At 70.7% G+C, this 12,166-nt stretch carries 12 protein-coding genes; 2 read left to right on the forward strand and 10 right to left on the reverse strand.

The window, feature by feature from the left end; translation table 11 throughout:
• Positions 1-21: 21 nt before the first annotated feature.
• From K1T35_RS37145 to K1T35_RS37155, 3 genes are read right to left on the reverse strand one after another with little or no spacing between them, the layout of a single operon-like run.
• A complete protein-coding gene (locus K1T35_RS37145; protein WP_255621144.1) occupies positions 22-1,227 on the reverse strand; it encodes an acyl-CoA dehydrogenase family protein in 1,206 nt (401 codons plus the stop codon).
• Between the two features lie 23 nt (positions 1,228-1,250).
• A complete protein-coding gene (locus tag K1T35_RS37150) occupies positions 1,251-1,475 on the reverse strand; it encodes a hypothetical protein (RefSeq protein ID WP_220256391.1) in 225 nt (74 codons plus the stop codon).
• Positions 1,476-1,520: 45 nt separating this feature from the next.
• Positions 1,521-1,910: an enoyl-CoA hydratase/isomerase family protein gene (locus tag K1T35_RS37155; RefSeq protein WP_220256392.1), complete on the reverse strand. Its 390-nt coding sequence runs from the start codon at positions 1,908-1,910 to the stop codon at positions 1,521-1,523.
• A gap of 595 nt (positions 1,911-2,505) precedes the next feature.
• Here K1T35_RS37155 and K1T35_RS37160 point away from each other — a divergent pair.
• Complete coding sequence (locus K1T35_RS37160) at positions 2,506-3,312, forward strand: pentapeptide repeat-containing protein (protein ID WP_220256393.1); 807 nt, start codon at positions 2,506-2,508, stop codon at positions 3,310-3,312.
• 366 nt (positions 3,313-3,678) lie between these two features.
• Here the strand turns inward: K1T35_RS37160 and K1T35_RS37165 are convergent, their stop codons facing one another.
• From K1T35_RS37165 to K1T35_RS37180, 4 genes are read right to left on the reverse strand one after another with little or no spacing between them, the layout of a single operon-like run.
• On the reverse strand, positions 3,679-4,869 hold the full coding sequence (locus tag K1T35_RS37165; protein WP_220256394.1) for a thiolase family protein: 1,191 nt from the start codon (positions 4,867-4,869) through the stop codon (positions 3,679-3,681).
• Positions 4,870-4,871: 2 nt separating this feature from the next.
• Positions 4,872-7,187, reverse strand: a complete 2,316-nt coding sequence (locus K1T35_RS37170) for a molybdopterin-dependent oxidoreductase (protein WP_220256395.1) — start codon at positions 7,185-7,187, stop codon at positions 4,872-4,874.
• A complete protein-coding gene (locus K1T35_RS37175; protein WP_220256396.1) occupies positions 7,184-8,242 on the reverse strand; it encodes an LLM class flavin-dependent oxidoreductase in 1,059 nt (352 codons plus the stop codon). The genes K1T35_RS37170 and K1T35_RS37175 overlap by 4 nt, the downstream gene beginning before the upstream one ends.
• Positions 8,242-8,748, reverse strand: a complete 507-nt coding sequence (locus tag K1T35_RS37180) for an SRPBCC family protein (protein ID WP_220256397.1) — start codon at positions 8,746-8,748, stop codon at positions 8,242-8,244. The genes K1T35_RS37175 and K1T35_RS37180 overlap by 1 nt, the downstream gene beginning before the upstream one ends.
• Before the next feature lie 208 nt (positions 8,749-8,956).
• Between K1T35_RS37180 and K1T35_RS37185 the strand changes: the two genes are divergently transcribed.
• On the forward strand, positions 8,957-9,670 hold the full coding sequence (locus tag K1T35_RS37185; protein WP_220256398.1) for an SDR family oxidoreductase: 714 nt from the start codon (positions 8,957-8,959) through the stop codon (positions 9,668-9,670).
• 131 nt (positions 9,671-9,801) lie between these two features.
• Here K1T35_RS37185 and K1T35_RS37190 read toward each other — a convergent pair whose 3' ends face one another.
• From K1T35_RS37190 to K1T35_RS37200, 3 genes are read right to left on the reverse strand one after another with little or no spacing between them, the layout of a single operon-like run.
• Entirely contained in the window at positions 9,802-10,818 is a 1,017-nt protein-coding gene (locus tag K1T35_RS37190) for a WD40 repeat domain-containing protein (protein ID WP_220256399.1), read from the reverse strand.
• Positions 10,815-11,834 (reverse strand): GTP-binding protein, encoded by a 1,020-nt coding sequence (locus K1T35_RS37195; RefSeq protein ID WP_220256400.1) that lies wholly within the window; start codon positions 11,832-11,834, stop codon positions 10,815-10,817. Before K1T35_RS37195 ends, K1T35_RS37190 begins: the two co-directional genes overlap by 4 nt.
• Positions 11,831-12,142: a hypothetical protein gene (locus K1T35_RS37200; protein ID WP_220256401.1), complete on the reverse strand. Its 312-nt coding sequence runs from the start codon at positions 12,140-12,142 to the stop codon at positions 11,831-11,833. The genes K1T35_RS37195 and K1T35_RS37200 overlap by 4 nt, the downstream gene beginning before the upstream one ends.
• Between the last annotated feature and the right edge of the window lie 24 nt (positions 12,143-12,166).

Consider the following 12,166-nt stretch of genomic DNA (forward strand, 5'->3'; position numbering starts at 1 on the left):
TCGCTGAGCGACGGGATCCGGTCAGGCCGTGGGACGTGGTTCCTTCGGCAGCCCGAGCAGCAGCTCGGCGACGATGTTGCGCTGGACCTGGGACGAGCCCGCGTAGATCGTCCCGGCGCGCGCGTTGAGGTAGACCGACGCCCACGAGGCCGACGAGTTCGGCGCGCCCGGGTCGTCGGTCTGGTACCAGTTCGGCGACGCCCGCCCGCTGGGTACGAGCGCGTCCAGACCGAGGACGTCGAGCGCCAGCTCGGTGACGACCCGGTGGTACTCGCTCCAGAGCAGCTTGAACGGCGCCGCCTCCGGGCCCGGCTCGGCGCCGGCGAGCAGGGTGGCCGCGGTACGCCTTCCGTGGCAGCGCAGCTGCTCCACCTGCACGTGGCACCAGGCGATCCGGCGACGCACCTCCGGATCCGAGTCCAGGCCGCGCTCGCGGACCAGCGCGACCAACCGGTCCAGCTCGTTGCGGAACCGGATGGGCGCGTGGATCGCCGTCTCCCCACGCTCGAAGCCCAGTAGCGTCATCGCGACGGTCCAGCCGCGGTCGACCTCCCCGACGACGAGCCCGGCCTCCGTGCGCGCGACGTCGAAGAACACCTCGTTGAAGTCGGTCTCTCCGGTGATGTTGCGGATCGGCCGGACGTCGACGCCGGCCTGGTCGAGCGGGACGAGCAGCATCGTGATCCCGCGGTGCGGGGGCACGTCCCGGTTCGTTCGCGCGAGCACGAACATCCAGTTCGCCTTGTGCGCCCCGGACGACCAGAGCTTCTGCCCGTTGAGCACCCACTCGTCGCCGTCGCGCTCGGCGCGCAACGCGAGCGACGCCAGGTCCGACCCGGCCCCGGGTTCGGAAAAGCCCTGAGCGAAGACGTACTCGCCCGACACGATCCGGGGCAGGAAGCGGCGCAGGAGGTCAGGGTCGGACCACCGCAGCATGGTGTTGCCGAGCATGCTGACCCCGAACGCGTCGCTGTCCGAGCCGAACGGGATCCCGGCGCCGGTGAGCTCCTCGACGAGCACGATCAGCTCGGCGGGCCCGAGCCCGGCGCCGCCGTACTCCCGCGGCCACATCGGAGCCACCCAGCCGCGCTGGGCCAGCGCCGCGCGGGCGTGCACCCGGAAGGTGGCGGCCTCGTCGGCGGGCAGGGCGCCGATGCCGGTCCAGCCCGGCGGCACGAGATCGGCGACGAACGCACGCACCTTCGTTCGGAACGCATCGGGTTCCACGACGTCCTCCCTCCGATCCCGCGTCATGCGCTGCAGGCCCGGATCGGGCGCTCGACCAGGCCGCGCTGCCGCTCCGGCAGGCGCGACAGGATCCGGGGGGATGTGTCGGTTCGCGCGGCGCCCGCCGACCCCGGCAGGGCCACACGTTCCGCCGGCTGCTGTGCCCCGATGTCGGACTGCGCCGCCTGCCGCTGCGCCTCCTGCCGCTGGGCCTCCTGCCACTGGGCGCACGTGCAGTTCCAGGGCATCCAGCCACACCAGTCACAGGCGAACAGCCCGGTCCACTCCATCGGTCAGCGGCCTTCGAAGTCGGTGTTGGCGTGGATGTCCTTGCCGATGTCCGCGAACAGCGCCAGCTCGAGCCCGGCAGCCAGACAGACGCCCTGCACCGCCGCGACCGTGGGCACCGGCAGGTCCTCGAGCCGAGCGAACACGGGGAGCGCCCGGCTGAACAGCGCCCGCGCGTCGGCCGCGGACCGCGCATGGAAGATCCGCACGTCCGCGCCCGCCATGAAATGCGGGCCCTCCGTGCGGATCAGAAGCGCGCGGATCGGAGCCGGCTCGATCGCGTTGATCGCGTCCTCGAACCCGGCCACAACCGCCTCGGACATCAGGTTCAGCGGAGGGTTGTCGACGGTGAGAACGCCCAACGCGTCCTGCTGCTCGAAACGGACCAGTGGCATGGCGGGCTTCATCGCCGACCAACCTCCTCCAGGCGGATGGGGCTTGACCACTAGAGTTGCTTAATAGGACTCAGCATGTCAAGGCACTGGCGAAGGCGGCACTCCGGCGTACTCGCTGCTGCCGCCGTGTGGAGCGGCCAGGAGGGCGCTGAAGGGGTCTGGCCGTACCGAGCGGCGTCCAGGTGGCCGCGTCGCGAGCCGGTTGCGCCCACGGCGAAGGCCATGGGGACCGCGGCCAGCGCGACGTTCGGCGGCGGTCGGCCCTGGCTGAGCGTGTTGCCGAATCGGCCGGGCCTCCATCCTGGGTACAACGCGGCGATCAAGGCGAGATGGTCGCTAGATGATCTCCGATCGCGACCAACAGCCCTTGATCGCCGCGCTGACCTGCCGGTATCGGGTGCAGATGGTCGTTGGCGCGACTATGGACAACCGATACTGCGGATCACTGACCGCAGGTGGGTCGAGTGGACGCCTTGACGCTGGACGAACGAACCTCTGTGGTCGGGGCTGACGGATATAGCCAATCCGGGCCATGCCATGGACGTCGTCCTCATGAACGTCCGCGATGCGCTCATCGAGCGCGTTAGGTTGAACCATGTCTCTGTGGCCCCGCCGGTGGACGGTCCTGATTGGGGTCGTGGTCGCCGTCCTGATGGTGTGCGGGGTGGTGCTCGCGTGCGCCACCGTCTTCCCGGCCTGGCTGGTCGGGCCAGACGTTGGCGGGACCGCCCTAACCAGGGTGGACCGACTCAAGGCCGAGAACGACGTCCGCTCGGGGTTGCTGCAGAGCATGGTCGGATTCCTCGCGCTAGGCGGCGTCGCGTTGGGCGCGGCAGCGACGCTGCGCCAGATCCGTGTCAACCGCGAAGGCAACACGATCGGCCTGTTCGCGAAGTCGATCGACCAGTTGGCCAGCCAGGACATCTCGGTGCGACAGGGCGGCGTCTACGCAATGGAGCTGCTTTCGGGGCTCGACCGCGGGTATCGCCCAGCGGTGCACGCGCTGCTCACTGCATTCGTGTGCAAGCGCGTACCGTGGCCGCCCGCGGGTGGCACCGGGGCGGCAGCGGTCGGTCTGCCAGACGACGTGAGTGCCGCACTCGCCGCGCTCTCACGGCGGGAGATGATCACGGAGGGTGATACCTCGGAGCTGGAGTACGTCGATCTCCGCGGGGCAGATCTCGCCGGCATGAACTTCCGCCGGACTTGCTTCCTCGGCTCGAACCTGGCTGGCGCGAAGCTCGCCGGGGCGAACCTCACGCAGGCGACGTTGGCGCAGGTCACGCTCCGCGGCAGCGATCTCTCCGGGGCTGATCTGACCGGCGCAGACCTCGAGGGTGCCGATCTCGACGGGGTCGTCTCGTCCGCCGCAACGAAGTGGCCGGCAGGGTTCCGACCGTAGCGCACTCCCGCGGGGCGGCGGCCAGTGCTTCGATGCCGAGCTACGCCGGCGTAGCCCCCGGCGAGACCCCGCGGTGGGAGAATCCGGGAGAGAATCTTGCAGTCGAGGGCTCACAACGCCGCCGCGGAGCAACGAGGACCAATACCCTGACCAGGGCGTTTAGCAATAGTCGCAGGTGGGCTGTAGAACTTGACCTTGTTCGGGACGAAGAGGTCGCAGGTTCAAATCCTGTCACCCACAAAAGGCCAGTTCAGCGCCGGTCCTGCCGCAAGGGAGACCGGCACTGACGGCGTTTCGGACCCGCTCTGGGAGATCCTTCTGGACCTGGCACCGGAAGCGGCGAAGCGGTTGGCCGCCGACTGACCGTCAGAGACGCTCGATGATCGTGGCGTTGGCCAGACCACCTGCCTCGCACATGGTCTGCAGCCCGAGCCGGCCGCCGTGCTGCTCGAGCACGGAGAGCAGCGTCGTCATGAGGCGGGCCCCGCTCGCACCGAGTGGGTGTCCGATCGCGGTGGCGCCGCCGTGGACGTTGACCTTGTCCAGGTCCGCGCCGGTCTCCGCATGCCATGCCAGTACCACGCTGGCAAATGCCTCGTTGACCTCGAAGGCGTCGATGTCGGCAAGGGAGAGGCCTGCGCGGTCGAGCACCTTCCGGGTCGCGGGGATGACGCCGGTCAGCATGAACAGCGGGTCGTCGCCTGCGACGGCGAAGCTGTGCAGCCGGGCCCGCGGGCGCAGGCCGAGTCGCCTCGCGGTCTCGCTGCTGGTGATCAGCAACGCGGCCGCCCCGTCGTTGACGGGTGAGGAGTTGCCGGCGGTGACCTTCCACTCCAGCTGCGGGAACCGCTGCTCCCACACCTCGGTCCGGAATGCGGGCCGCAACCCGGCCAGAACCTCGGCCGTCGTCGCCGGCCGGATCGACTCGTCCCGGCCGACCTGGGCGAGCGACCCGTCGGCGGGGGCCTTCACCGGCGTCACCTCGCCCGTGAACCGGCCCTCGTCCCACGCGGTCGCGGCGCGCCGGTGGCTCTCCGCGGCGAAGGTGTCCAGCCGGACTCGCGAGAGGTTCCATCGCTGCGCGATGAGCTCGGCGCTGACGCCCTGCGGCACGAGCCCCTCGGGGTAACGGGCCGCGACGCCGGGGCCGTGCGGATCGTGGCCGATCGTCTGGCTGCCGATCGGGACACGGCTCATCGACTCGACGCCCGAGGCGATCACCACGTCGTACGCCCCTGCGATGACGCCCTGAGCGGCGAAGTGGACCGCCTGCTGGCTGCTGCCGCACTGCCGGTCGACGGTCACGCCGGGGACCGACTCCGGCAAGCCGGCCGCGAGCGCCGCCCAGCGGGCGGTGTTGCCGCTCTGCTCGCCGATCTGCCCGACCGCGCCGCTGATCACGTCGTCCACGACGGACGGATCGATCCCGGTGCGCTCGACGAGCGACCGGATCGCGTGGGCGTGCAGGTCCACCGGATGCACGCCGGACAGCGCACCGCCCGGCTTACCCTTGCCGACGGGCGTGCGGACCGCGTCGACGATGACTGCGTCTCTCATGGTCAGCTCCTCTGGCTGATCAGCTGCCGGACCCGGTCGCGATCCCGCTCGGCGTTCGCGAGCTCGACGGGCGTCACGCGTTCCAGGCGCACGGACACGTCCTTGTGGTGGGGAGTGCCGGCGATGGGGTCGCGGTCGGTGACGTCGGTGATCAGGTTGATCCGGGGGCCGTGGGTCACCCGTCCGCCATGCCCGTCGGGAACCGACATCCCGAAGCCATGGGGCAGCGCCACCTGGCCGCGGCGGAGGCTGTCGTCGATCTCGGCCCGGACCACGATGCGCCCGGTCCGCGTCACGACCGCGACCCACTCGCCGTCCGCGGCGCCGATCGCGTGGAGATCCTCGGTGCGGACCCGCAGCGCGCCGTCGGGGTCGGACTTGCGCCACGCCGGCGGGCGCATGATCTGGTTGGCGTTGTGGCTGCGGCGCTGCCCGTTGACCAGCGACAGCGGATAGTCGGGATCGGTGCCGTCCCGGTCGGGGTCCAGGCGGGTGAGCCAGTCGAGCAGTTCGGGCACGGCGAGCTGGATGCGCTCGTTGCGCACGAGACTCCAGATCTCGTCGTACTCGTGGGCGCTGAAGGCGAATCCGCTGGGGCTGGCCAGTACCCGGTCGAACAGCGCCTCTCCGAGGGCCGGACCGGTCTGGTCGGTGCCCAGCGCCCGCTGCACCGGAACGGTCATCTTCCTCGCCGCGGTGTGGCATCCCGGCCAGAGGATCGCCGCGGACGCCGCGCCGGCGGGCAACGTGCGCCCGAGGGTGCGGTAGAGGAGCACCGGTGCGATCGCCGGGTTGTCCTGCAGCACCGGGCCGGCGTGCTTCAGCAGGTTCGGCCGGTCGGTGCGGGCGACATCGGTGAGCCGGTCGAGGGTCGGCTGATCGGGCAACAGACCGAGCTCGTCGAACAAGCGCGCGTAGATCTCCGCCTCCACCAGCGTGCCGGGCAGCGCGTCGAACAGCGGCCTGCGCAAGTGGAAGTAGTTGGTCGGCCATTCGAAGTCGAAGAACGTCCACTCCCACTTCTCGAACTGGGAGGCGGCGGGGAGGACGTAGTCGGCCAGCGCGGCGGTCTCCGTGTAGGCGATGTCGACCACGACGGACAGCTCGCACTGCCTGATCGCTCGTTCCGTCATCGCGGTGTCGGCCGCCGTGTTGGCGGGGTTGGACGACTCGACCCAGAGCACCCGGGCCCGGTGGGGATGGTCGGCGAGGATCTCCTCGGCGAGCGTGTTGAGCGGGAGCAACCCGCCGATGTACTCGAACCCGGTGATCTCCGACCGCTGCCCGCGCGACTCGCCCCACAGCGGGACCAGCCACGAGTGCAGCGCGTTGGTGCCTGGCCGCCCGAAGTTCCCGGTCACCAGGTACAGCAGCTTCTCCAGGTAGCTGTTGAGCGTGGAGTTGCGGCCCTGCTGGATTCCCAGCTCGACGCGGACGGTCATCGCGTCGGCGGCGAGGATCAGGTCCACCGCGCGCTCGACGTCGGCGCGTTCGACCTCCGCGTGCGCGATCCACGCGTCCACTGGAATCCGGCGCAGCGCCGCGGCGACCTGGTCGAAACCCTCCGCATGCGCGGCAAGGAACTGTTCGTCCTCGCCGTTCCGTTCGATGATCAGCGCGAGGATGGCGCCGAGCAGGTAGGCGTCGGTGCCCGGGCGCAGCGGCAGGTGCACGTCCGCGACGGCCGCCGTCTCCGTGCGCCTCGGGTCGAACACGATCATCTTGCGGCCCGGGTCGTTCTTGATCGTGTTCACGACGTTGCGGGCGCGGTTGAACCCGTTGGCCAGCCAGGGGTTGCAGCCGATCACCACCAGCAGGTCGCAGTCCTCGACCCCCTCGGACGTGTGGCAGGTCTGCCCGCCGTAGAGCTTGCCGTTGACCCAGAAGTCGCCGGTCTTCTCCTGCGACAGCGCCCCGAAGAACCGGGTGGCGTTCATCCACCTCATGAGCGCGTGCCCGTACCCGCCGCCCGAGTGGTTGCCCTGGCCACCCCCGCCGACGTAGGCGAACGAACCGGGTCGCCCCTCGGCCATGTCCTCGTCCCGGACCGCGCGCAACCGCGCGGCGATCTCGGTCAGTGCCGTCTCCCAGCTGACCGCTTCATGCGTGCCATCGGCGCGGCGGCGCAGCGGCGTGGTGAGCCGGTCGTCGTGATCGCCGTACCAGGTGAGCCGTTGCGGCTTCTGGCACAGGTAGCCGGCCGTGCGTGGGTTGTCCTTGTCACCGCGGATCCGGGTGATCGCCCGGCCGTCGGTCTGCACCTCGAGCGCGCAGTTGACGTAGCAGAGGTTGCACGCTGTCTTGTGCCACTCGATCACGATGAACTCCCGATCTCCCGCACGAGGTCGATCGCCTTGGCCAAGGTGGACAGCCGCGCATCGAGGGTGTCCCCGGCCGGATAGAGACGGACCGTGTTCACGCCGGCGTCGCGCCAGACGCGCAACCGCTCGCGCACCATGGGCTCGGTACCGATCAACGTGGTGCCCAGCACCATGTCGTCGGTCACCAGCGCGGCGGCGCCGTCGCGGTCCCCGGCCTGCCACCGCTCGCGCACCTCGGCGGCGATCTCGGCCCAGCCTTGGCGGCTGTAGGCCTTGTTGTAGAAGTTCGTGGACGCCGAGCCCATGCCGCCGAGGCTGAACGCCAGCTCCTTCTTCCGCCCGGCCACCATCCGGCGTAGCTCGTCCTCGTCGGGCGCGAACGCCACCTCCGCTCCCTGGCATACGTCCAGGTCGGCTCGGGATCGCCCGCGACCGGCCAGACCCTCGTCCAGGTAGCGGAAGTAGGCGCCTGCCGCGCCCTCCGGCACGAAGCTGGTGCCCAGCCAGCCGTCGGCGATCTCCCCGGTGAGGCGCAGCATCGACGGCGACAGGGTGGCCAGGTAGATCGGGATCGGGTGGTGCGCGCGCATCGACAAGCGCATCGGCACCGCATCGCCACCGGACCAGGGGATCTGGAACTCGGCCCCGCTGTACGAGATCTTCCCGCCGTCCTGCACCCGGCGCACGATCTCCACCGTCTCCCGCATCCGCGCCAGCGGGCGCGCGAACGGCACGCCGTGCAGGCCCTCGATCACCTGCGGCCCGGATGCGCCGAGGCCGAGCAGGAACCGGCCGTCGGAGAGGTTCGACAGGGTGATCGCCGTCTGCGCCACCGCGACCGGGGTGCGGGTGCCGACCTGCATGATCCCCGACCCGAGCAGCATCCGGTCCGTCCGGGCCGCGTAGAACCCCAGCGCCGACGGCCCGTCCGAGCCCCACGCCTCCGCGACCCAGCACACGTCGAGGCCGAGCTTCTCCGCCTCCACCACGAAATCGACGTGTTCCCTCCACCGGTCACCGGCGGAGGCCTCGATCGTGGTCGCGGTACGCATCAGGATTCGGCCAGCGTCTTGATGTGTTCCAGCGTGGAGGTGATGTTCCGTTCGAACTCCCGCATCCGCACGAACACGATCTTCTGCTCCTTCTCCGGCATCCGATCGATCGCGAACGACAGGCCCGAGCGTGCGGGCCCCATCTGCATCCACTGCGACAGCTCGGTCCCGCCCTCCTTCGGTTCGAGCCGGAAGCGCCAGATCGCGGTGGGCTCGTCCGGGTCCACGACCGCCCACGCGAACACCCGCGGCGGGTCGTACTCGATGACGTGGGAGGTGGTGGCCCACTCCCCCAACGCCTCGTGCTTGCTGCGGCCGACGAACCGCGCCCCCACGGCCGGGCCGGTGGCGCCGTCGAGCCACTCCACCGACTCGAGCTCGTCACTCATGCTCGGCATCGCCTCGACGTCGGACGCCACCGCCCATACCCGCTCCGGCGGGGCGTCGATCCAGGTCCGCACCTCGACCGTCGGCTTGTCCGCGTAGCGGGCGCCCGTCCATTCCATCGCCGACCGTCTCCTCCACATCACTGGGGCTTGACCAGAAGAGTTGCTCAATAGGACTTACTAGTCAAGCCTCCAGTCCGGTGCACCGCAGCGGGCGCTCCGCCGGCGTGCTCGACCGCCGAAACGGAACCGTCTATCCAGTTCGTGCTACGCTCGGCAAGGGAACTGGATAGGCCTATCCAGTTCCGGAGACCCTGAAAGGATCGCTGTGCCCAGCATCGCCATCGTCGGAGCCGGCCCCGGAATGGGCCTGGCCATCGCCCGCACCTTCGGCTCCCACGGCTTCGACGTCGCCCTCATCGCCCGCAACCGCACCAAGCTCGACGACCTGGTCGCCCGACTCGCCGCCGACGGCATCACCGCCGCCGCGTTCCCCGCCGACGTGCTCGACCGCGACGCGCTCACCCGGGCACTCGAGAGGGCCACCGCACACGTCGGCGGCATCGACGTCCTGGAGTACTCCCCCGTCGGCGGACTCGGCTCGACCGTCCTGACCGCGCCATCCGAGACCGATCCGTCCGACGTGCAACACGAGCTGCAGTTCCAGCTCTACGGGGCCATCGCCGCCACCCGGGCGGTGCTGCCCGCGATGCGCGAGGCCGGCACCGGCACCCTGCTCTACACCACCGGCGCCGGCTCGATCGACCCCGTCCCGCAGATCGCCAACGTCAACGCCGCCGCCGCGGCACTGCGCAACTGGGTGATCAACCTGCACAAGGAGCTGGCCGGCACCGGCGTCCAGGCCGCCCACGTCGCCATCGACGTCTCGGTCGACACCCCCGCCTTCCCCGGAGCACCGACGGCCCCTGCCGAGGAAATCGCCCGCGTCTACTGGGACCTGCACACCAACCGCGAAGACCCCGAAACCATCTTCACCACCGAAACCCCATGGGCCGCCGTTGCCCCACCGGCTCCTCACTGATCCCCGGCGCGTCGGACGCCCCGGAGTCGCTGCGATCCTGCACGACGCGTCCTCCGTCGCGGTCGCCGGCGACAGCTCTCGACTGATCCGCTATCGGCTCCCCGTACCGACATGTGATGCCGGCGGCACCGTCACCGGCGGTGCCATCGGATGGTCCCGGAGCGGTGCCCGGACACGATGTGCGTGCCGGTGGCAGCGACCGCGCCTGCGGGGTCGCCGGTGGCAGCGGTCCAGGACGGCCTGACCCGGTCGCCGGGCCCGTGGTGGGGTTCGATTCGCCAGAGCGCAACGTCGCCTGCGGCGTCGGCGGTGACCAGCGCGCGACCGGCGCCGTCGGCCGGCGCCCAGCACAGCGAGGCCACCGCCGCGGCGTGGCCCTCGGCGAGCAGGCCCTCCCGTCCGGTGGGGCCTGCGCCGGAGAAGTCCCAGCAGACGACGCTGTCGGCGGCGTCGCAGGCCATCCACCGCCCGCCCGGCTCGAACGCGAGGCGGGAGACGGTGGTGGGGAACCCGCTCATGCGGAAGTCGCTGCCGCCCGGGACCTTCCAGCCGTGCAGGGTGGCGTCCTGGCTGCCGCCGACGACCCAGCGCCCGTTCGGGGCGACGGCGAGACCGGCGATCGCGCCAGGAGCGGGAAGGTGCTCGATCACGCGGTCGGTGGCCGGCTCCAGGATCGTGACGCCTTGGTATGCGGCCGCGACGATGCGGCGGCCGTCGCGGCGCAGGAACGCCAGCCCGGCGACGGTGCTGGCGAGCGGGGTGCTCGACCAGTCCGGGCGGCCGTCGCGGGTGAACCGCCGCACGATCCGCCCGTCGCCCGCGGCGAGGTGGCGCGAGTGGGCGGCCCAGGCCAGCGAGGAGCACCACAGGGCAGCGTGCTCGTGCAGCGCCGTTCCGTCGGTGAGGTCCCACATTGCGAGGCGCTCGCTCCCGCCGGCGGCGAGCCGGGTGCCGTCCGGGCTCGCGGCGAGGGTCAGCAGGAAGTCGCCGAGGTGCAGCCGCAGGCGCTCCCGGCCGGACCGGTCGGTCACGACGACGCGTCCCTCGCTGCCGCCCGCGACGACGCCGCCATCGGGAAGGAGGACGAGCGAGTGCACGGGCTCACCGAGATCGAGGTGGCCGGCGATCTCGTCGGTGGCCGCGGTCACCGGCCGACCCCTGCGGGCTCCGATGCCATGCAGGCCCGGAACCCCGCCTCGAGCTCGGCGCGGTCGAGGTTGCGCCCGATGAACACCATCCGGTTGCGCCTCGACTCACCCTCGCGCCACGGTGCGCCCAGCTCGCCGTCGTGCAGCATGTGCACCCCCTGGAACACGTAGCGCTGCTCGGTGCCGGCCAGGTGGAGCACACCCTTGCTGCGGAACAGGTCCGGACCTCGGGTGCTGAGCAGCTCGCCGAGCCACTCGTTGAGCTTCGGGATCTCGACGCTGCCGTCGACGTCGATGCCGACGCTGGTGACGGTCTGGTCGTGCTGGTGCTCGCTGTCCGGGTCGAGGAACTCGGGTTCGGCGGCGAGCACCTGGTCGAGGTCGAAGGCCCGCACGTCGAGGATCTCGGCGAGGTCGACGTCGCAGCGCACGGCCGGCAGCACCGCGACACTGCCGTTGATCGCCCGGATCCGCCGGGTGACGCGGTCGACCTGCTCGGCGGCGACGAGGTCGCGCTTGTTGAGCACGACGCGGTCGGCGAAGGCGATCTGCTCCACGGCCTCGTTCTCCACGCCGTCGGGCTTGACCTCGTCGAGGTGGCCCAGGACGTGCTTGGCGTCGACGACCGTGACGATCGCGTCGAGGCGCAGCTGGGCACGCAGGGTGTCGTCCATGAAGAAGGTCTGCGCGACCGGCGCGGGATCGGCAAGGCCCGTGGTCTCGATGAGGATCGCGTCGAAGCGGTCCTTGCGTCGCAGCAGAGCGCCGAGGATGCGGATGAGGTCGCCGCGGACGGTGCAGCAGATGCAGCCGTTGTTCATCTCGAACACCTCCTCCTCGGCGTTCAGCACGAGCGCGTCGTCGACCCCGACCTCACCGAACTCGTTCTCGATCACGGCGATCCGCCTGCCGTGCTGCTCGGTGAGGATCCGGTTGAGCAGCGTCGTCTTGCCGGAACCGAGGAACCCGGTCAGCACGGTGACCGGGATCCGCTCGTCGTGTTCAGGGCTGGTCATGTCGTCTCCATCGAGTCGTGGTCGTGGGCGGGGTCGTTGGCGAGCACGCCGACGACGGCCGCGTCGTCGATCTCGGCGATCCGGCGGTGGATCGTCCACCGCCGGGACGGGGTGCCGAGCACGGCGATCACGGTCTCCACCGGCGGGCAACCCGGCTCGCGGCAGCTCAGCTGCTGCACCGTGATCGCGATGTCCTCCGGGATCCGCAAGGTGGTCCGGACGAGCGCGGCGATGTCGCCCGCCCGTCGGCCGCGGGCGGGATCACGAAGCGGGGAACGGCCGAGGAGTTCGTCGAGAGGGCCGGGCATGAGCGGCAGTCAACCGCTTTTGAA

Origin of the sequence: Pseudonocardia sp. DSM 110487 (assembly GCF_019468565.1) — a bacterium.
In the GTDB taxonomy this organism is placed as follows: Bacteria; Actinomycetota; Actinomycetes; order Mycobacteriales; family Pseudonocardiaceae; genus Pseudonocardia.